The following is a 20,807-nucleotide window of genomic DNA, read 5'->3' on the forward strand; positions in this document are numbered from 1 at the left end:
GTCGCGGGTCGCCGGGCGCGGCCTCAGCGCCCGGTGACCGCGGCGCGGATGCGCTCGATCGGGACCTTCGGGGTGCGGTCGGCGTTCAGCAGGCCGTTCGTCTCCTGCATCGTGTCCGTCAGCTGCGTCCAGCACGACCCGGCCAGGAACGAACTCGCCCGGACGCCGTCGTAGAGCGCCGTGATCCGCGCCACCCAGTCGTCGCCGTCGACGGCCGAGGTGTAGCCCCACCCGTCCTCGCGCTTCGCCCCGGGCTGGAAGTCCACGCCGCCGAACTCCGTCAGCATGACCGGCTGCCCCTGGTCCGTCGCGCCGCCCACCAGGATCCGACGATCAGCGGGCCCGCGCCCACCGAGCAGTGCCGTCCGTGCGGCGTCGTCGGTGTAGGTCGCGGCGAGCCGGGGGCCGTCGCCCTCGTAGTCGTGCACGGTGACGATGTCGGAGTTCGTGTGCTCCCAGCCGTCGTTCGAGACCACCGGCCGGGTGGGGTCGAGCGCCCGGGTGACGTCGGCGAGTGATCGGGCGTAGGCCTGCTGCGCCGGGTCCGTCGCGATGTGCTGCACGCCCCAGCTCTCGTTCGCCGGCACCCAGGTGACGATCGACGGGTGCGAGGCGTCGCGTTCGACGGCGTCCATCCACTCCCGCACGAGCCGCTGCACGGCGAGCGGGGAGAACGCGTACGCGCCGGGTGCCTCACCCCAGACGAGCAGCCCCAGCCGGTCCGCCCAGTACAGGAACCGCGGGTCCTCGATCTTCTGGTGGTTCCGCGCGGCGGTGAAGCCGAGCTCCTTGATGAGCTCGACCTCGCGGCGCAGGGCCTGCCGTGACGGTGCTGCGAGGTGCGACTCCGGCCAGTAGCCCTGGTTGAGGACACTGCGGACGTCGTAGGCGCGGCCGTTCAGCAGGAAGGCGCCGCCGTCGATCCCCACGGTGCGGACGCCGAAGTACGACGACACGGCGTCCAGGGGCACGCTGCCCTCGGCCGGCAGCAGCGTGACGACCGCGTCGACCAGGCGCGGGGTCTCGGGGGACCACACCAGCTCGTCCTCGGCCTGACCGTTCTGCTGCCGGGCGACGGGCACGACGACCTCGACCTCGTGCGCGGTCACGGGCACGACCGTCTCGACGGTCGCCAGGTCCTCGTCGCCCTCGGACCAGTGCGCCGCGACGCGGACCCGCGCGCCGGCGGGGCGCTCCCCGGCGAGCCGGACGGTCAGCCGCACCGTCGCGTGGTCGACGTTCGTCCAGCGCAGGGCCCCGATCGACGCGGTCGGCACGGCCTCGAGCCAGACGGTCTGCCAGATCCCGGTCGTGCGGCGGTACCAGATGGCGTGCGGGTGCTCGTGCCAGTCCTGCTTGCCGCGCGGCTGGGTGACGTCGTGGGGGTCGTCCTCGGCGCGGACGACCAGGGTGTGCGTCGCGTCCGGCTCGGTGCCGAGCGCCTCGGTCACGTCGAGCGTGAAGGGGGTGTGTCCGCCCTCGTGCTCACCGATGAACTGCCCGTCGACCCAGACCCGCGCGCGGTGGTCGACGGCGCCGAAGTGCAGCAGGAGCCGGGGTGCCGCGTCGCCGTACCCGGCGGCGTCGAGCTCGGCGCGCGTGATCGTCCGGGCGTACCAGACGACGGGGTGGAACCCGGGCTCGTCGATGCCCGACGCCGGCGACTCGGGTGGGAACGGCACCGTGATGTCCCGGGCGTCCGGGAACCCGGAGCGCCAGGTCGGGTCGTCGCCCGTGTTCCGGAACGACCACGTCCCGTCGAGGTCGGCCCACGCGCCGCGCAGCATCTGCGGTCGGGGGTACGAGCCGTCCTGGTCGGAGGCGCGAGGGAGCGGGGGCAGGAGGGCGGCGACGGTGCCGTCGAGCGAGGTCATGCGTCCATGCTCGCCGCTCCGTACATCGTTGTAAAGCGGTGCGGGCCAACCGGTGCGGGCCAACCGGTGCGCCACGACTCGGGGCGCGCCCCGGGACCGGCGCGTACCGTTCGCTGCATGAGCGCCGAGGCACCCGAGCACGTCGACGACCGCACGCTGGAGGGCTGGATCGCACGCCAGCGCTGGTACGCCGCGAAGGGTGGGACCCCGGCGCTGCACACCATCGCCGAGACCGACGGCACGCGGTTGGTCCTCGACGACGCCGCGACCGGGCCCGTCCTCTACCAGGTGCCGGTCGTCGCGGGCCCCGGCGGAGGAGCCGTCGACCCGGTCGACGCCACCACCGACAGCGACTGGGTGCAGCAGCTCGCGGCGCGCATCGACGCCGACCCCTCGAGCCTCCGGCCGATCGGCGAGGTCACCGCGTCCCGGGTGCTGTCCGGCGAGCAGTCGAACACCTCGGTCATCTGCGACACCGCGTCCGGTGACCGGGTCATCACCAAGGTCTTCCGGGTGCTCCACCACGGTGACAACCCCGACGTCACCACGCAGCTCGCACTCTCCGCCGCGGGCAGCTCCCGCGTGCCGACCGTGTACGGCGCCCAGCAGGCGAGCTGGCCCGACCCCGGCCGTCCCGACGGCACGGCCACCGGACACCTCGCGTTCGCCCAGGAGTTCCTGCCCGGCCTCGAGGACGCCTGGCGCGTGGCCCTCCGCGACGCCAGGACCGGCACCCCGTGGGACGAGCAGGCCGCCGCGCTCGGCGAGGCGCTCGCCGAGGTGCACCGCACGCTCGCCACCGCCCTGCCGACCGAGCCCGCCGACGATGCACGACGGGACGCTGCGATCGCGACGATGCGCGGCCGGCTCGACGCCGCCGTGCGCGAGGCCCCGACCGTCGAGCCGCACGTCGACGCGATCCGTGCCGTGTACGACCGTGCCGCCGCGTCGCACTGGCCGGACCTGCAGCGCATCCACGGTGACCTGCACCTCGGGCAGGTGCTCGCCGCGCCCGAGCCCCGAGGGTGGGTGTTCCTCGACTTCGAGGGCGAGCCGCTCCGCCCGCTCGCCGAGCGGTCGCTGCCCGACTCGACGCTCCGCGACGTCGCCGGGATGCTCCGGTCCTTCGACTACGTCGCCGGCGCGCTCGCGCACGACGCCGAGTTCGTCGACGCGGGTGCCTGGGCGCAGGCGGCACGGCAGGCGTTCCTCGACGGGTACCGCCGGGGGACCGGTGACGACCTGACCGACCACCGCGCACTGCTCGACGCGTTCGAGCTCGACAAGGCCGTGTACGAGGTGGTCTACGAGACGCGGAACCGGCCCGACTGGGCCGGCATCCCGCTGGCTGCGGTCGCGCGGCTGGCGGCGGACGGCGCGGCCTGATCCTCCGACCCCCGGCGTGACCCGCTGACGGACGGGAGGCGCGGTGCCGGCCGACACCGCGCCTCCCGTCCGTCACGTGGTGACGACGACCGTCGTCGTCAGTTGACGGGGCCCGTGTACTTCTCGCCCGGCCCCTTGCCCGGCGCGTCCGGGATGCTCGACGCCTCGCGGAACGCGAGCTGGACCGAGCGCAGTCCGTCGCGGAGCGGACGGGCGTGGTGGTCGCCGATCTCGGTGGCCGCTGCCGTCACGAGCCCGGCGAGGGCCGTGATGAGCTTCCGCGCCTCGTCGAGGTCGGTCTGCTCCTGCGGGTCGTCGGCGAGCCCCACCTTCACGGCGGCTGCGCTGAGCAGGTGCACGGCGACGGTGTTGATGAGCTCGACCGCGGGCACCTCGGCGATGTCGCGGGCCTCGCCGCCGGCTGCGGTCTCGTCCTGCGTGACCTGCGGGGTGTCGTTCTCGGGGGTGTCGGGCACGGTGCTCCTCTGCTAGACTCATCGGCGGCAGATGCTGCCCGTGTGCCCAGATCGTCTCCACAGGAGTCGGACCGAGCCCCGGACGGCGTCGTAGAAGAGGAGTCTCTCCCACCCGCGGCCGTGCACCACAGGCTACCGGGTCCCAACCGCTCCGTCGGGTCAGCAGTGCGATCGTCAGACCGCACCGCGTCCCGGCAGGCCAGCCCCGCGGGGCCGGTGTCGGGCGGCTGCCGAACGGGTTCCGATCCGTGCGTCAGATCTCCTCTCTCGTGCCGTCGTCCAGCGCAGCAGCGCCGGACGGCCACCACTTGATTGAAGGAGCTCCGCATCACCGATCCCCGCACCAACGACCGAATCCGCGTTCCCGAGGTCCGACTCGTCGGCCCCCAGGGTGAGCAGGTCGGCGTTGTCCCGATCGCCATGGCTCTGCGTCTCGCGCAGGAAGCCGAACTGGATCTGGTCGAGGTCGCCCCGAACTCGAAGCCGCCCGTGGCCAAGATCATGGACTACGGCAAGTTCAAGTACGAGGCAGCGCAGAAGGCCAAGGAAGCGCGCCGCAACCAGGTGAACACCGACCTCAAGGAGGTCCGGTTCCGCCTGAAGATCGACGTGCACGACTACGAGACCAAGCGCAAGCGCGCCGAGGGCTTCCTCCTCGGCGGCGACAAGGTGAAGGCGATGATCCTCTTCCGTGGGCGCGAGCAGTCGCGTCCGGAGCAGGGTGTCCGTCTCCTCCAGAAGTTCGCCGAGGAGATCGCCGAGTTCGGCGTCGTCGAGTCGCGTCCGACCCAGGACGGCCGCAACATGACGATGATCATCGCCCCCCTCAAGAACAAGTCCGACGTCAAGGGCGAGCAGAACGCGAAGCGTGCTGCGCAGAAGGCCGAGCGTCGTGCGTCGGAGCACGCGGCGAAGGGCAAGGAGGCCGACGAGGCCACCGAGTCCGCGCCGGCCGAGGCTCCCGCCGAATAGGTCCTCCCCGGACCACCCCGCGACGACGCGGCTCCCCACCCACCCCACGGAAAGGCACCACGATGCCCAAGCAGAAGACCCACTCCGGGTCGAAGAAGCGCTTCAAGGTCACCGGCAGCGGCAAGATCATGAAGCAGCAGGCCGGTATGCGTCACAACCTCGAGGTCAAGAGCGCCAAGCGCAAGGCCCGCCTCAACGAGGACCAGGTCCTCGCGAAGGCCGACGCCAAGAACGTCAAGAAGCTTCTCGGCCACTGAGCCGGCGGAACGTAAAGGAACAGATCAATGGCACGTGTCAAGAGAGCGGTCAACGCCGCCAAGAAGCGTCGCGTCATCCTCGAGCGCGCCGAGGGCTACCGCGGCCAGCGTTCGCGCCTGTACCGCAAGGCGAAGGAGCAGGTCACCCACTCCCTCGTCTACGCGTACCGTGACCGTCACGCGAAGAAGGGCGAGTTCCGTCGCCTGTGGATCCAGCGCATCAACGCCGCGTCGCGTGCGAACGGCCTGACCTACAACCGCCTCATCCAGGGCCTCTCCCTGGCCGGCGTCGAGGTCGACCGTCGCATCCTCGCGGACCTCGCGGTGAACAACCCCGAGACGTTCGCGGCGCTCGTCGAGACCGCCAAGAAGGCCCTGCCGGCCGACACCTCGGCCCCCAAGGCCGCGTAGTCACGCCAGCTCCCGAAGCCCCCGTTCCGTCCACGGAGCGGGGGCTTCGTGCATGCTGCGACACTTGACGCGTGAGCGATCTCCTCGAGAACCCGAAGTCCGGACGCGTCAAGGCCGTCGCGGCACTCGCCAAGAAGGACGTCCGTGCCGACACCGGACTCTTCCTGCTCGAGGGCCCGCAGGCCGTGCGCGAGGCGATCGAGTACCGCCCGGAGCTGCTCCGCGAGCTCTACGTGACGCCGACCGCCGCCGCACGGTACGGGCTCGACGACGCACCGGTCGACACGTGGTTCGTCACCGAGCAGGTGCTCGACACGATGGCGGACACCGTCACGCCGCAGGGGGTCGTCGCGGTGTGCCAGCAGTTCCCGACGTCGGTGAAGGACGTCTTCCCGGACGCCGGACCCGGCCTGGAGGCGCAGGGCGCGTCCGCCACGGACGGCACGCTGCCCGGGCTGGTCGCGATCCTCGAGCAGGTCCGGGACCCGGGGAACGCCGGCACGATCATCCGCGCCGCCGACGCGGCGGGCGCCGACGCGGTCGTGCTGACCGGTCGTTCGGTCGACCCCTACAACCCGAAGGTGGTGCGGTCCACCACGGGCTCGCTGTTCCACGTGCCGGTCTCGGTGGGCGTGACGCTCGCCGACGCCGTCGCACGCGCGAAGGCCCTCGGGTACACGGTCCTCGCGGCCGACGTCTCCGGCGACGACCTGCCGGACGTCCGCGCCGACGGCATGCTCGACGGGCCGACCGCGTGGGTCTTCGGCAACGAGGCCCGGGGGCTCACGGCGGAGGACCTGGCGCTCGTCGACCGGGCCGTGAAGGTCCCGATCTACGGTCGGGCCGAGTCGATGAACCTGGCGACGGCCGCGTCCGTCTGCCTGTACGAGTCGGCGTTCGCGCAGCGGGTGGCGTCCTCCTCCACAGCGCGCTGACCCGTCCTGCTCTTCCACCGTCCGTCCAGTGCAGGACGGCGGTATCCCGGGGGCCGGTAGGCTTGGGCCTCGTGTCAGAACACCTCGAGATCAGCGAAGCGGCCGTCGCCGACGCGGTCGACCGGGCCCTCGCCGCGGTCCGCGCGACGACGACCGTGGCCGAGCTGAAGCAGGCCAGGGCGGAGCACACCGGCGAGCAGTCGACGCTCGCGCGGATGAACGCGTCGATGCGCAGCGTGCCGAAGGAGCAGAAGGCCGAGGCCGGCAAGCTCGTCGGCCAGGCACGCGGCCGGGTCAACGCGGCGGTCGCCGAGCAGGAGTCCGTCCTCGCCGAGGCCGAGGAACGCGCCCGGCTCGAGGCCGAGCGCGTCGACGTCACCGCACTGCCGGTCCGTCGGGCGCCGGGCTCCCGCCACCCGCTCTCGGTCCTCAACGAGACCGTCGCCGACATCTTCGTCGGCATGGGGTGGGAGGTGGCGGAGGGCCCCGAGCTCGAGCACGAGTGGTTCAACTTCGACGCGCTGAACTTCGACCCGGACCACCCCGCACGGGCGATGGCCGACACGATCTTCGTCGAGCCGGTCGACCGGCACCTGGTCATGCGCACGCACACCTCCCCGGTGCAGGTCCGCTCGCTGCTGTCCCGGGAGCTGCCGCTCTACGTGATCGCCCCGGGGCGCGTGTACCGCGCGGACGAGCTCGACGCCACGCACCTGCCGGTCTTCACCCAGGTCGAGGGCATCGCGATCGACAAGGGCCTGACGATGGCGCACCTCCGCGGCACGCTCGAGCACTTCGCGCGCCAGGTCTTCGGCGCCGGGGCGCAGATCCGCCTGCGTCCGAACTACTTCCCGTTCACCGAGCCCAGCGCCGAGATGGACGTCTGGCAGCCGAACGCCAAGGGCGGCGCGCGGTGGGTCGAGTGGGGCGGCTGCGGCATGGTGAACCCCAACGTCCTGCGTGCGGCCGGCATCGACCCGGACGAGTACCAGGGCTTCGCGTTCGGGATGGGCATCGAGCGGACCCTGCAGTTCCGCAACGGCCTGAACGACATGCGTGACTTCCTCGAGGGCGACATCCGCTTCTCGCAGCAGTTCGGAACGGTGGTCTGATGCGCGTCCCACTCCGTTGGCTCGGCGAGTCCGTCGACCTGCCCGACGACGTCTCCCTCGAGCACGTCCATGCGGCCCTCGTGTCGGTGGGCTTCGAGGAAGAGGACGTCCACACCTACGACCTCACCGGCCCGATCGTCGTCGGCCGCGTGCTCGAGCGCGAGCCCGAGCCGCAGAAGAACGGCAAGACGATCAACTGGTGCCAGGTCGACGTGGGCGAGTCCGAGCCCCGCGGCATCGTCTGCGGTGCGCACAACTTCGACGTGGGCGACCTCGTCGTCGTGACGCTGCCCGGCGCCGTGCTGCCCGGGCCGTTCCCGATCGCCGCGCGCAAGACGTACGGCCACGTGTCCGACGGCATGATCGCCTCGGCCCGTGAGCTCGGCCTCGGCGACGAGCACGACGGCATCCTGCGCTTCGCCGACCTCGGCATGGACCCCGAGGTCGGGGCCGACGCGATCGCGCTGCTCGGCCTCGACGACGCCGCGGTCGAGATCAACGTGACGCCGGACCGCGGGTACGTGATGAGCATGCGCGGCGTCGCCCGCGAGTACGCGCACGCCACCGGTGCCGGCTTCCGCGACCCGGCGGCGCGCGTGACGCCCCGCTCGGGCGAGGGGTTCCGCGTCACGATCGACGACCAGGCCCCGGTCCGCGGTCGTGTCGGTGCGCACACCTTCGTCACCCGCGTCGTCCGTGGCATCGACCCGACCCGGACGACCCCGGCGTGGATGGTCTCCCGCCTGGCGCTGACCGGCGTCCGCTCGATCTCGCTGCCCGTCGACATCACGAACTACGTCATGTTCGAGCTCGGCCAGCCCCTGCACGGCTACGACCTGGCGAAGGTCCGCGGTGGCCTCGGCGTGCGTCGCGCGGCGGTGGGGGAGACCCTCGTCACCCTCGACGACACGACCCGCGCGCTCGACCCCGAGGACCTCGTCATCACCGACGACGACGGCCCCGTCGGCCTCGCCGGTGTGATGGGCGGTGCACGCACCGAGATCTCGGACACGACGACCGACGTGCTGATCGAGGCCGCCGGCTTCGACCAGGTCTCGATCGCCCGGACGGCCCGCCGGCACAAGCTGCCGAGCGAGGCCTCGAAGCGCTTCGAACGCGGGGTCGACCCGCTCGTGGCCGAGGCCGCTGCGAACCGTGCCGTCGAGCTCCTCGTCGAGCTCGCGGGCGGCACGGCGGACACCCTCGGCTCCACGCTCGTCGACGCCGAGCCCCGCCCGACGATCACGATGCGGGCGTCGCGGCCGGCCGACCTCGTCGGTGTCGAGTACACCGACGCCGAGGTCATCGACACGCTGCGCGCCATCGGTGCGACGGTGGACGTCGACGGCGAGGTGCTCGTCGTCACGCCGCCGTCCTGGCGACCGGACCTGACCGACGACACCACCCTGGTCGAGGAAGTGGCCCGCATCGTCGGCTACGACCGCATCCCGAGCGTGCTGCCGATCGCCCCGCCCGGACGCGGTCTGACCCGGCACCAGCAGGCCCGTCGGCGCGTGTCCGCCGCCCTCGCAGCGGACGGCCTCGTCGAGGTCGTCACCGCGCCGTTCGTCTCGCAGACCACGCAGGACGCCTACCCGGGCATCGACGGCGACGGTGGTCCGAGCGTCGTGCTCGCGAACGCGCTGGACAGCGAGCAGTCGCTGCTCCGTCGCAGCGGGCTCCCCGCGCTCGTCGACGCCGCCCGCCGCAACGTGTCCCGCGGCCTCGTCGACGTCGCCCTGTACGAGACCTCGCGCGTGTTCCTGCCGACGACGGACGTGCAGCTCGGCACCGACGCCGTGCCCGCCGGCGCCGAGCGGCCCGACCCCGACACCCTCGGTGTGCTCGACGCGTCGCTCCCGCCGCAGCCGTTCCACGTCTCGGCGTTGCTGACCGGCAACCGCGTCGTGAAGCAGCCCGGCGTGCAGCCGGAGCCCTACGGCATCGCGGACGCGCTCGACGTCGCCCGGGCCGTCGCCTGGGCGGTCGGTGTGGAGCTCCGGGTCGCACAGACGAGCCACCCGTCCCTGCACCCGGGGCGTGCGGCCGCGCTGCTCGTCGGTGACACCGTCGTCGGTGTCGCCGGTGAGCTGCTGCCCGTCCTCACCGAGGCCGCGGTGCTGCCGCGCGTCGTCGCCGTCGTCGAGCTCGACCTCGACGCCCTGGTCGCCGCGGCACCGGAGCTCGTTTCGGTGGCGCCGATCGTGTCCTACCCGGCGGCGACGCAGGACCTCTCCCTCGTGGTCGCGGTCGACGTCCCGGCGGGTGACGTGCTGGACGTCGTCCGCTCTGGCGCCGGAGAGCTGCTGGAGTATGCTCGGCTCGTGGACGACTACCGGGGCACGGGCGTGGACGAGGGACAGAAGTCCCTGACGTTCGCGCTGCGCTTCCGCGCCACGGACCGCACGCTGACCGCTGCCGAGGCCTCCGAGGCCCGTGACGGCGCCGTCCGACGTGCCGGCGAGCGATTCGGGGCGACCCTGCGCGACTGATCCACCGGATCAGCACCGCCCGGGGCCGCCGCCTCCGACTCTCTCGACGACCAGTCCGACCAAAGGTGGAACCCATGTCCGTATCCGTCGCCGTGGCGGGAGCCTCCGGCTACGCGGGCGGAGAGCTCCTGCGCGTGCTCGCCGCCCACCCAGAGTTCGACGTCAGGACGGTGACGGCCTTCTCGAACGCGGGGCAGCCGCTCATCGCGACGCAGCCGCACCTGCGGTCGCTGGCACACCTGACGCTGGTCGAGACGACGGCGGCGAACCTGCGCGGACACGACGTGGTGTTCCTCGCGCTGCCGCACGGGCAGTCCGGGGCGATCACCGCCGAGCTCGACGAGGACACCCTCGTCGTCGACTGCGGCGCGGACCACCGGCTCACGGACCCGGCTGCGTGGGACGCGTTCTACGGCGGCGAGCACCACGGCGCGTGGACCTACGGCCTGCCGGAGCTGCTGCACGCCGCGCCGGCGCCCGGGACGGCGGAGGAGTGGCGGGACGTCGACGACATCGAGGGCCTCGGGCGGCAGCGCACCGAGCTCGCGGCGACGAAGCGGATCGCGGTGCCGGGCTGCAACGTCACGGCGGTGACGCTCGGGATCCAGCCGGGTGTCCAGGCCGGGCTCGTCGAGACGGACGACCTCGTCGCGGTGCTGAGCGTCGGGCCGAGCGGTGCCGGCAAGAAGCTCGCGACGACCTACCTCGCCTCGGAGATCATGGGCTCCGCGAGCGCCTACGCGGTCGGCGGCACCCACCGGCACATCCCGGAGATCCAGCAGAACCTCGTGACAGCGGGGGCCGGTGACGTCCGGATCTCGTTCACGCCCGTGCTCGTGCCGATGTCGCGCGGCATCCTCGCGACGACGACCGCCAGGCTCTCGCCCGGGGTCAGCGCGCGCGACGTCCGGATCGCCTGGGAACAGGCCTACGCCGACGAGCCCTTCGTGCACCTGCTCCCGGAGGGCGAGTTCCCCCGCACCGCGGACACCGTCGGCGCGAACACCGCGCTCGTCGGCATCGCCGTGGACGAGGCCGCGGGCCGGGTGGTCGCCGTGAGCGCCCTCGACAACCTGGCCAAGGGCACCGCCGGCGCGGCCGTGCAGTCGGCCAACATCGCCCTGGGCTTCCCCGAGACCCTCGGCCTCAGCGTGGACGGAGTCGCACCGTGACCGACGAGACCTCGACGGACCAGCCCGACACGGGCCTCCAGGGCGTGACCGCCGCTGCGGGCTTCCGCGCGGCCGGCGTCACCGCCGGACTCAAGACGAGCGGGAAGCCCGACGTCGCCCTCGTGGTGAACGACGGCCCCGACGCGGCCGCGGCCGCCGTGTTCACCAGCAACCGCGCCCAGGCGCACCCGGTGATCTGGTCGCGCCAGGTCGTCGGCGACGGTGTCGCCCGGGCCGTGGTGCTCAACTCCGGCGGCGCGAACTGCTTCACCGGACCCTTCGGCTTCCAGACCACGCACATGACGGCGGAGGCGGTGGGTGCCGCGCTCGGCATCGGTGCAGGCGACGTCGTCGTCTGCTCGACGGGCCTGATCGGCCGCGGTGACCAGACGTTCCGTGACGGCGTGCTGCGCGGTGTCGACCTGGCCAGCGCCGCGCTGGCGGCCGACGGCGGCCCCGACGCTGCGGTCGCGATCATGACCACGGACACGACGCCGAAGCAGTCCGTCGTGACCGAGGACGGCTGGACGGTCGGCGGCATGGCCAAGGGCGCCGGCATGCTGGCCCCCGGGCTCGCGACGATGCTCGTCGTCATCACGACCGACGCCGTGCAGACCGCGGAGCAGCTCGACCAGGCGCTCCGCGCGGCGACCCGCGTGACCTTCGACCGCGTCGACTCGGACGGCTGCATGTCGACCAACGACACCGTCGTGCTGCTGTCCTCCGGTGCGAGCGGGGTGACCCCCGAGGTCGGCGACTTCCAGGAGGCACTGACCGCGGTGTGCGCGGACCTCGCCCGGCAGCTCCAGCAGGACGCCGAGGGCGCGAGCCACGACATCACGATCGAGGTCACCGGCGCGGTGTCCGAGGACGAGGCCGTCACGGTGGGGCGCAGTGTCGCCCGGAACAACCTGTTCAAGGCCGCGGTCTTCGGCAACGACCCGAACTGGGGCCGCGTGCTGGCGGCGATCGGGACCACCGACGCCGAGTTCGACCCGTACGCGGTCGACGTCAGCATGAACGGCGTCCGCGTCTGCCACGCAGGCGCCCCGGACCGGCCGATCGACGAGGTCGACCTGACGCCGCGCGACACCCACGTCCTGATCGAGCTCGGGGTCGGCGTGCACGCGGCGACGATCCTGACGAACGACCTGACGCACGACTACGTCCACGAGAACAGCGCGTACTCCAGCTGATGAGCGACGACCTGACCAAGGAAGAAGAGCACGAGCTCGCCGCCGTCAAGGCCGCGACGCTCATCGAGTCCCTGCCGTGGCTGAAGCGGTTCTCGGGCAAGACCGTCGTCGTGAAGTTCGGCGGCAACGCCATGGTGAACGACGACCTCAAGCGGGCGTTCGCCGAGGACATGGTCTACCTGCGCTACGCGGGACTCCACCCGGTCGTGGTGCACGGCGGTGGGCCGCAGATCTCGGCGGCGCTGAAGGAACAGGGCATCGCGTCCGAGTTCCGCGGTGGCTACCGCGTGACGACGACCGAGGCGATCACGGTCGTCCGCGACGTGCTCGCCGGCGAGGTCAACCGCGAGATCGTCGACCTCGTCAACGAGCACGGTGACGGTCTGGCCGTCGGCGTCTCCGGCGACGGCGGCTCGCTGTTCACCGGTGAGAAGAAGGGCGTCGTCGTCGACGGCGAGTACTTCGACCTCGGCCACGTCGGCGACATCACGCACGTCGACCCGTCCGGCGTCCTCGCGGCGATCGAGGCCGGACGCATCCCGATCGTGTCGAGCATCGCGATCGACGACGCCCACCCGGACCAGGCGCTGAACGTCAACGCCGATGCCGCGGCCGGTGCGCTGGCCATCGCGCTCGGTGCCGCCAAGCTCATGATGCTGACGGACGTCCCCGGCCTCTACCGCAACTGGCCGGACCGCGACTCGATCATCGACCTGATCGCGGTCGACGAGCTCCGGGCGCTGCTGCCGAGCCTCGAGTCGGGGATGATCCCGAAGATGACCGCGTGCCTCGACGCCGTGGTCGGCGGGGTCGGCGGCGCGACGATCATCGACGGGCGGATCCCGCACTCGATCCTGCTCGAGGTCTTCACCCTGCGCGGTGCGGGCACCGAGGTGATCCCGGACCCGAGCCGTCGCACCGAGAACCAGAACACCCACGCCGAGGTCGGCCGACGGGTGCCCGAGTCCGCAGCGGACCCGGGCCGACACGCGGCGACCGACGCCGCCGTCACCGACACCACCGTCACCGACACCGCCACGACGCAGAAGGGGAACGAGCAGTGAGCACCGAGACGCACACCCAGACCTGGAACGACCGGTTCGGGGCGTCGCTCATGCGATCCCTGACCCCGCCGAAGATCATGCTCGACCACGGTCAGGGCTGCCGCGTGTGGGACGTCGACGGCAACGAGTACCTCGACTTCCTGGCCGGCATCGCGGTGAACTCCCTCGGCCACGCCCACCCGGCCCTCGTCGAGGCCGTCGCCGACCAGGCGGCGAAGCTCGTGCACGTCTCGAACTACTTCGCGACGCCGCCGCAGCTCGAGCTCGCCGAGCGCCTCAAGCGCATCACCGGTGCGGGGGACGCCGGCCGCGTGTACTTCGGCAACTCCGGTGCCGAGGCGAACGAGGCCGCGTTCAAGCTCGCGCGGCTGAACAAGGGTGCGGACGGTCGCAAGACCCGGATCCTCGCGCTGAAGCAGGGCTTCCACGGCCGGACGATGGGTGCGCTCGCGCTCACCGGCAAGCCCGCGCTGCAGGAGGACTTCCTGCCGATGATCGCCGGCGTCGAGCACATCGACTCGACGGTCGAGGCGCTCGAGGCGGCCGTCGACGACACCGTCGCCGCGCTCATCCTCGAGCCGATCAAGGGCGAGGCCGGCGTGGTCGACCTGCCCGAGGGCTTCCTGCAGGCCGCACGTCGCCTGACGGAGGAGCACGGCGCGCTGTTCATCCTCGACGAGATCCAGACCGGGGTCGGCCGCACCGGCAACTGGTTCACCTTCCAGGGCCACGGGTTCACGCCGGACGCCGTCACGATCGCGAAGGGCATCGCCGGTGGGTTCCCGATCGGCGCCCTCGTGACCTTCGGCTGGGCGTCCGAGCTGTTCTCGGCCGGCCAGCACGGCTCGACCTTCGGCGGCAACCCGCTCGGCACCCGCGTCGCGAACGCGGTGCTCGAGGAGATCGAGCGCGCCGACCTGGTGGCCGGCGCGGTCACCAAGGGCGAGCGCATCCGTGCCGGCATCGCGGCCCTCGGTTCGCCGCTGGTGCAGGAGGTCCGGGGCACGGGCCTGCTCGTCGGCGTCGGCCTGACCGCGCCCGTCGGCCCCGCCGTCAACGCCGCCGCCCTCGAGCGCGGCCTCATCATCAACGCCCCGAACGAGTCGAGCCTGCGCATCGCGCCGCCGCTCATCGTGTCCGACGCCGAGATCGACGAGTTCGTGTCGATCCTCGGCCAGAGCCTCGCGGCCGTCGCCGCCGAGCAGGAGACCTCCGCATGACCCGCCACTTCCTCCGTGACGACGACCTGACCCAGGCCGAGCAGTCCGCGATCCTCGACCTCGCCGCCCAGATGAAGGGTGACCGCTGGGGCGAGAAGCCCCTCGCCGGGCCGCAGACCGTCGCGGTGATCTTCGACAAGTCGTCCACCCGCACCCGGGTGTCCTTCCACGTCGGGATCTCCGACCTCGGCGGCAGCCCGCTCGTGATCACGACGGCGAACAGCCAGCTCGGCGGCAAGGAGACCCCGTCGGACACCGCCCGCGTGCTCGAGCGCATGGTGTCGGCGATCGTCTGGCGCACCTACGCCCAGTCCGGACTCGAGGAGATGGCGGCGGGCACCCGCGTCCCGGTCGTCAACGCCCTGTCGGACGACTTCCACCCGTGCCAGCTCCTCGCCGACCTGCTCACGATCCGCGAGCACCGCGGCACCCTCGCCGGGCAGACCGTCGCGTTCATCGGCGACGGCGCGAGCAACATGGCGCAGTCGTACCTGCTCGCGGGAGCGACCGCGGGCATGCACGTCCGCGTCGCCGCTCCGGCGGCGTTCAGCCCGGACGCCGCGGTCGTCGCCGACGCCGAGCGTCGTGCGGGCGAGACCGGTGGCTCCGTCCTGGTCGTCACCGACCCGGTGGCGGCGGTCGCCGGCGCCGACGTCGTGGTCACCGACACGTGGGTGTCGATGGGCAAGGAGGACGAGAAGCAGTCCCGACTCGACACCTTCGCGGGCTACCGGGTGGACGACGAGCTGATGGGGCACGCCGCCGACGACGCCGTGTTCCTGCACTGCCTGCCGGCGGACCGCGGGTTCGAGGTGACCGCCGAGGTCATCGACGGGCCGCGCAGCATCATCTGGGACGAGGCGGAGAACCGGCTGCACGCGCAGAAGGCCCTGCTCGCCTGGCTCCTGGCCGCGAACGCGACCGGCAGCCCGGCCGCCTGACCCCGCTCGACTGGAGTCCCGTGACCGATCGCATCGTCGTCGCCTGCTCCGCCGGGGTGGACCCGGCGGCAGCCGTCGAGCACTTCGCCGTCGACCACGAGGTCCTGGCCCTGGTGGTCGACCTCGGCGGTCGGTCCCGCGAGGTCGACGCCGTGCGGGACCGGATGCGGGCCGCCGGTGCGGTGGACGCCGTGGTGGTCGACGCGAAGACCGAGTACGCCGACCGGTACGTCGTCGCGGCGGTCCGGGCGAACGCCGGCGGCCCGGGTCGCCCGCTCGTCCCGGCGCTGCGGCTGCCGATCGTCGCCGACCACCTGGTCCGCACGGCCCGGCAGCTCGGCGCGGTCGCCGTCGCGCACCTCACGAGCGCCCCGGACGAGGTCGCCCTCACGACCACGATCGCCGGGCACGATCCCGACCTCCGGGTCCTCCCGGTGCCGACGGCCGTCGTGCCGGCCGGCGGTACCGAGCACGACGTGTGGGGCCGTGTCGTCACCGAGCCGGACCTCGAGGACCCGTGGGCCGCGGTCGACCGTGCGGACTGGGCGCGCACGGCGGAGGTCTCCGCGCAGCCGGACACCGAGCCCGACGAGGTCACCGTGACCTTCGAGCACGGCGTCCCGGTCGCCCTCGACGGGCAGCGCTTCCCGGTCCTCCGGCTGCTGCGCGAGCTCGACGCCCTCGCCGGCCGTCACGGGGTCGGTCGGCACGACCTGGTCGTCGACCTGCTCGACGGCCGCAAGGCCCGACGTGTGGCGGAGACACCGGGTGCGACGGCGCTCGTGGCCGCGCACCAGGACCTCGAACGGATCACCCTCGAACGCGAGGTCCTGCGCTGCAAGCAGGGCGTGGACCGCGAGTGGGCGGAGCTGGTCGACGAGGGTCGCTGGGCGAGCGGACTCCGCCGCGCGCTCGACGCCTTCATCGAGGAGACGCAGCGGCACGTCTCCGGTGACGTCCGGCTCCGGTTGCACGGCGGGGTCGCGAGCGTCACCGGGCGCCGGTCGGAGCAGAGCCTCTTCGACTTCGAGCTGGCCGGGGCACCGGCCACCGGGAGCGTGTCGTTCGCGAGCGCCCGGGCCCGACCGACGCGGACGGCCACGCGGCGCGACCGCGCGAACTGACGCCCCACCAGCACCACGCAGCACCGCCCCCACCAGCACCACGCAGTACCACCCCCCGAAGCACCGCCCACGAACCGAGCACGACCGACCCGTACCCCCAGGCAGGACGACATGACCGACGCGACGCAGCCCAGCAAGACCGACGCCACGAACACGGGCGCCCTCTGGGGTGGCCGCTTCGCCGACGGCCCCAGCGCCGAACTCGCCGCGCTGTCCCGGTCGACGCACTTCGACTGGCAGCTGGCCCCCTACGACATCGCCGGGTCCCGCGCCCACGCCCGTGCCCTGCACACCGCCGGCTACCTGACCGAGGACGAGCTCGGGCGCATGACCGCCGGCCTCGACCGCCTCGAGACCGCCCACGCCGACGGCTCCCTGCAGCCGGACGACGGCGACGAGGACGTCCACGGCGCCCTCGAGCGCCTGCTCATCGCCGACCTCGGCCCGGAACTCGGCGGCAAGCTCCGCGCCGGCCGGAGCCGCAACGACCAGATCGCGACCCTGGGCCGCATGCACATGCTCGACCACGGCCGGCGGATCGGGCGCCTCGTCATCGACCTCGTCGACGCGATCTCGCAGCAGGCGAGCGAGCACCCGGCGGCGATCATGCCCGGCCGCACGCACCTGCAGCACGCCCAGCCGGTGCTCCTCGCCCACCACCTGCTCGCGCACGCGTGGCCGCTCGTCCGCGACCTCGAGCGGCTCCGCGACTGGGCCGACCGTGCGAGTGTCAGCCCGTACGGGGCCGGCGCCCTCGCGGGCAGCTCGCTCGGTCTCGACCCGACGGCGATCGCGCACGAACTCGGCTTCGCCCGCCCCGCCGACAACTCGATCGACGCCACGGCAGCCCGCGACGTCGTCGCCGAGTTCGCGTTCGTCCTCGCACAGGTGGGCATCGACGTGTCCCGTCTGGCCGAGGAGATCATCCTCTGGAACACCAAGGAGTTCGGTTTCGTCCGGCTGCACGACGCCTTCTCGACCGGGTCGAGCATCATGCCGCAGAAGAAGAACCCCGACATCGCCGAGCTCGCGCGCGGCAAGTCGGGTCGGCTCGTCGGCAACCTCACCGGCCTCCTCACGACCCTGAAGGGCCTGCCGCTCGCGTACAACCGCGACCTGCAGGAGGACAAGGAGCCGGTCTTCGACTCGGTCGCCCAGCTCGAGGTGCTGCTGCCGGCCTTCACCGGCATGGTCGCCACGCTCGCCTTCGACACGGAGCGGATGGCCGAGCTCGCGCCGCAGGGCTTCTCGCTCGCGACCGACGTCGCGGAGTGGCTGGTCCGGCAGGGCGTGCCCTTCCGCGACGCGCACGAGATCTCGGGGGCGCTGGTCCGGTACTGCGAGGAGCGCGGGATCGAGCTCGACGAGCCCGGCGACGACGAGTACCGCGCCGTGTCCGCGCACCTCACGCCCGAGGTGCGCGGCGTCCTGACCATCGAGGGCAGCGTCGCGTCGCGCGCCGGTGTCGGCGGGACGGCGCCGGAGCGCGTCGCCGAGCAGCTCGCCGCCCTGACCCGTCGCGTCCACGACCTGGCCGAGGGCGCGCCCTTCACCCGATGAGCGACGCGCTCCTCGCGCTCCTGGCCGAGCCGGCTCCGGTGTGCGCGCCGGCGCTGCTCGGCGCGACGATCACCGGGCGTGGTGTGACACTGCGCATCACCGAGGTCGAGGCCTACTGGGGCCCGACCGACCCGGGCTCGCACGGCCATCGCGGCCCGACACCGCGCAACCGGCACCTCTTCGGGCCGCCGGGCACGCTCTACGCGTACCGCTCGTACGGCATCCACACCTGCGTGAACGTGGTGAGCGGCCCGGAGGGCACGTCGTCCGGCTCGCTCCTGCGCGCCGCCGAGGTCGTCGACGGCATCGAGGTCGCCCGGGCTCGCCGCGGTCCGTCGGTCGCCGACGTCGCCCTGGCCCGCGGTCCGGGCAACCTCGGGCAGGCGCTCGGTGCCGTGCTCGGCGAGGACGACGGCACGTCGCTCCTCGACGGCTCGGGACCGTTCCGGCTCGCGCTCGCACCCGGCCTGGAGGCGCGGCTCGCCTCCGCCGACCCGGCGGACGTGGTCGCGGAGCTGCTCGCCGAGACGGTGGCCGGCCCCGCGGGGACGGCTCCGGTCCGGCGGATCTCGCGCGGACCGCGCACCGGCGTCGCCGGTGTCGCTGGCGGCGCGTCCTTCCCGTGGCGCTCCTGGCGCACCGGTGACCCGACGGTGTCGCCGTACCGACGGCACCGGCGCGCGGTCGACTGACGGGGCCGCGCCGATCCTCCCGGCCGTCGCCCGGTGGCTACGATGGTCGGGTGTCCAGCGCAACCGATCCCGATGTCCTGACACGCCAGCAGAACGACCCCACCTTCGCCTCGGTGTGGGACGAACTGCGCTGGCGCGGTCTGGTGCACGTCTCCACCGACGAGACGGCACTCCAGGAGGCCCTCGACGGCGGGACCGTCACGTACTACTGCGGTTTCGACCCGACCGCACCCTCGCTGCACTGCGGCAACCTGCTGCAGCTGCTCACCATGCGCCGGCTGCAGCTCGCCGGGCACCGGCCGCTGGCGCTCGTCGGTGGGTCGACCGGCCTGATCGGCGACCCGCGTCCCACCGCGGAACGCACGCTGAACACCCCGGAGACGGTCGCCGAGTGGGTGAGCCGACTGCAGGCGCAGGTGTCCCGGTTCCTCAGCCCCGACGGCGAGAACGGCGTGCGGCTCGTCAACAACCTCGACTGGACGGCACCGCTGTCCGCGATCGACTTCCTGCGCGACATCGGCAAGTACTTCCGCGTGAACGCCATGCTGAAGAAGGACGCCGTCGCCGCACGCCTGAACTCCGACGCGGGCATCAGCTACACCGAGTTCAGCTACCAGATCCTGCAGGGACTGGACTACCGCGAGCTCTACCGGCAGTACGGCTGCACGCTGCAGACCGGCGGTTCGGACCAATGGGGCAACCTGACCTCCGGCACCGACCTGATCCGTCGCACCGAGGGGGTGTCCGTGCACGCGCTCGGCACCCCGCTCATCACGAACTCGGACGGCACGAAGTTCGGCAAGAGCGAGGGCAACGCGATCTGGCTCGACGCCGAGATGACCTCGCCGTACGCCTTCTACCAGTTCTGGCTCAACACGGCGGACGCCGACGTGGTCGCCCGGCTGCGCGAGTTCACGTTCCTCGATCGTGCGGAGATCGGTCGACTCGAGCAGGCGGTCGCCGACGAGCCGTTCCGGCGCGAGGCCCAGCGGACCCTGGCGTTCGAGGTCACGTCGCTGGTGCACGGAGCGGCGGCGACCCGGGCGACGATCGACGCCTCGGCGGCGCTGTTCGGCAACGGCGACCTGGCCGCGCTCGACGAGGCGACGCTGCGTGCCGCGGTCGCCGAGCTCCCCGGCACGGTGTCGCTGCCGGGCGAGGCCGACGTCGCTCGCGCCCTCGTCGACACCGGACTCGTGAAGTCGCTCGGCGAAGCGCGCCGGGCGGTCGACCAGGGAGGCGTGTACGTGAACAACGTCCGCGCCGACGACGCGACCGCGCAGCTCGCGAGCCTCGCGCTGCCCGGCGGAGTCGTGGTGCTCCGACGCGGCAAGAAGACCCTGGCGGGCGTCACGCTCGGCTGATCGATCCACCCTCGGTGCACCCGGTGCCCGGTCTCCCGACGGAGACCGGGCACCGCTGCGTCCGGAGGAGTTGCACAGTGCGACACGCCCGGGAGTGGGGCGCGGTTGGCGCTCCCGCCCAGCGCTGCGTAGAGTTCTTACTCGTCACCCCAAAGGTGCGGCGGAGCGGCTGGAGCGAGAGCCCAGAGCCTGCCGGCCTCAAGCGGGACCATCCTCCACCGAAGTTCAGATCAAGCCTTGTGCTCGATCGCTTCGACGCTTAGGATGACTACTCCACCGGCCCTCTCCCTCGGGATGAGCCACAGGACCTCGGTCCGACGCGATGCCGGTGGTACCAAGAACACAATGCCCCTCTGGCGGAGCTCCTTCGTGGAGTCGAGTGGGGGGTGCGTCTGGTCCTTGAGAACTCAACAGCGTGCACATTGTCAATGCCAATTATTTTGACCCCGTGCGATTGCAGCTTTGGTTGTGGTCGTCGGAGACAATTCCTTTTGGATTGAAGATTGTCAGTAGACAGTCAACAGTCAGAATCAACTCGGTTCGGCGCTTTCGGGTGTCG

17 protein-coding genes and 1 pseudogene are annotated in these 20,807 nt (G+C 72.3%); 16 read left to right on the plus strand and 2 right to left on the minus strand.

The genetic code is table 11. From position 1 onward, the window contains the following. Window positions 1-23: 23 nt before the first annotated feature. On the minus strand, window positions 24-1,874 hold the full coding sequence (locus JOD95_RS13700) for a glycoside hydrolase family 2 protein (RefSeq protein ID WP_209685482.1): 1,851 nt from the start codon (window positions 1,872-1,874) through the stop codon (window positions 24-26). A gap of 117 nt (window positions 1,875-1,991) precedes the next feature. Here JOD95_RS13700 and JOD95_RS13705 point away from each other — a divergent pair, with 117 nt between their 5' ends. Then, window positions 1,992-3,260, plus strand: a complete 1,269-nt coding sequence (locus JOD95_RS13705) for a phosphotransferase (protein ID WP_209685484.1) — start codon at window positions 1,992-1,994, stop codon at window positions 3,258-3,260. 98 nt (window positions 3,261-3,358) lie between these two features. Here JOD95_RS13705 and JOD95_RS13710 read toward each other — a convergent pair whose 3' ends face one another. Continuing rightward, complete coding sequence (locus JOD95_RS13710; protein WP_066658711.1) at window positions 3,359-3,661, minus strand: DUF1844 domain-containing protein; 303 nt, start codon at window positions 3,659-3,661, stop codon at window positions 3,359-3,361. A gap of 387 nt (window positions 3,662-4,048) precedes the next feature. Between JOD95_RS13710 and infC the strand changes: the two genes are divergently transcribed. The 15 genes and pseudogenes from infC (at window position 4,049) to tyrS (ending at window position 20,248) form a co-directional block, all read left to right on the plus strand. Further along, window positions 4,049-4,708, plus strand: coding sequence for a translation initiation factor IF-3 (gene infC / locus JOD95_RS13715; protein ID WP_081985092.1), 660 nt, complete (start codon window positions 4,049-4,051; stop codon window positions 4,706-4,708). 62 nt (window positions 4,709-4,770) lie between these two features. After that, a complete protein-coding gene (rpmI, locus tag JOD95_RS13720) occupies window positions 4,771-4,965 on the plus strand; it encodes a 50S ribosomal protein L35 (RefSeq protein ID WP_022903519.1) in 195 nt (64 codons plus the stop codon). A 27-nt stretch (window positions 4,966-4,992) separates the two neighbouring features. After that, on the plus strand, window positions 4,993-5,376 hold the full coding sequence (gene rplT / locus JOD95_RS13725) for a 50S ribosomal protein L20 (RefSeq protein WP_066656427.1): 384 nt from the start codon (window positions 4,993-4,995) through the stop codon (window positions 5,374-5,376). 71 nt (window positions 5,377-5,447) lie between these two features. Further along, window positions 5,448-6,311, plus strand: a complete 864-nt coding sequence (locus tag JOD95_RS13730) for an RNA methyltransferase (RefSeq protein WP_209685486.1) — start codon at window positions 5,448-5,450, stop codon at window positions 6,309-6,311. A 71-nt stretch (window positions 6,312-6,382) separates the two neighbouring features. Continuing rightward, on the plus strand, window positions 6,383-7,423 hold the full coding sequence (pheS, locus tag JOD95_RS13735; protein ID WP_066658706.1) for a phenylalanine--tRNA ligase subunit alpha: 1,041 nt from the start codon (window positions 6,383-6,385) through the stop codon (window positions 7,421-7,423). Continuing rightward, window positions 7,423-9,915 carry a phenylalanine--tRNA ligase subunit beta gene (gene pheT, locus JOD95_RS13740; protein ID WP_209685488.1) on the plus strand — a complete coding sequence of 831 codons (2,493 nt, stop codon included), beginning with the start codon at window positions 7,423-7,425 and terminating at the stop codon, window positions 9,913-9,915. Before pheS ends, pheT begins: the two co-directional genes overlap by 1 nt. Before the next feature lie 74 nt (window positions 9,916-9,989). Next, entirely contained in the window at window positions 9,990-11,087 is a 1,098-nt protein-coding gene (locus tag JOD95_RS13745) for an N-acetyl-gamma-glutamyl-phosphate reductase (RefSeq protein WP_209685490.1), read from the plus strand. Beyond that, window positions 11,084-12,283, plus strand: a complete 1,200-nt coding sequence (argJ, locus tag JOD95_RS13750) for a bifunctional glutamate N-acetyltransferase/amino-acid acetyltransferase ArgJ (protein ID WP_209685492.1) — start codon at window positions 11,084-11,086, stop codon at window positions 12,281-12,283. Before JOD95_RS13745 ends, argJ begins: the two co-directional genes overlap by 4 nt. After that, a pseudogene (gene argB / locus JOD95_RS13755) lies at window positions 12,283-13,185 on the plus strand (acetylglutamate kinase); the annotation flags it as partial. The gene argJ and the pseudogene argB, both read left to right, overlap by 1 nt. 158 nt (window positions 13,186-13,343) lie before the next feature. After that, complete coding sequence (locus JOD95_RS13760) at window positions 13,344-14,567, plus strand: acetylornithine transaminase (RefSeq protein WP_066656412.1); 1,224 nt, start codon at window positions 13,344-13,346, stop codon at window positions 14,565-14,567. Further along, complete coding sequence (gene argF, locus JOD95_RS13765) at window positions 14,564-15,508, plus strand: ornithine carbamoyltransferase (RefSeq protein WP_209685494.1); 945 nt, start codon at window positions 14,564-14,566, stop codon at window positions 15,506-15,508. The genes JOD95_RS13760 and argF overlap by 4 nt, the downstream gene beginning before the upstream one ends. 20 nt (window positions 15,509-15,528) lie before the next feature. Next, the gene (locus JOD95_RS13770; protein WP_209685496.1) at window positions 15,529-16,632 is read left to right on the plus strand and encodes an argininosuccinate synthase domain-containing protein; all 1,104 of its coding nucleotides are present in this window, start codon (window positions 15,529-15,531) and stop codon (window positions 16,630-16,632) included. A gap of 111 nt (window positions 16,633-16,743) precedes the next feature. Next, complete coding sequence (gene argH, locus JOD95_RS13775) at window positions 16,744-18,192, plus strand: argininosuccinate lyase (protein ID WP_066656404.1); 1,449 nt, start codon at window positions 16,744-16,746, stop codon at window positions 18,190-18,192. Further along, window positions 18,189-18,884 carry a DNA-3-methyladenine glycosylase gene (locus JOD95_RS13780; protein WP_066656402.1) on the plus strand — a complete coding sequence of 232 codons (696 nt, stop codon included), beginning with the start codon at window positions 18,189-18,191 and terminating at the stop codon, window positions 18,882-18,884. Before argH ends, JOD95_RS13780 begins: the two co-directional genes overlap by 4 nt. Window positions 18,885-18,934: 50 nt before the next feature. Next, entirely contained in the window at window positions 18,935-20,248 is a 1,314-nt protein-coding gene (gene tyrS / locus JOD95_RS13785) for a tyrosine--tRNA ligase (protein ID WP_209685498.1), read from the plus strand. Window positions 20,249-20,807: the final 559 nt, after the last annotated feature.

It is taken from the genome of Curtobacterium sp. 1310, from assembly GCF_017834105.1.
GTDB lineage: Bacteria > Actinomycetota > Actinomycetes > Actinomycetales > Microbacteriaceae > Curtobacterium.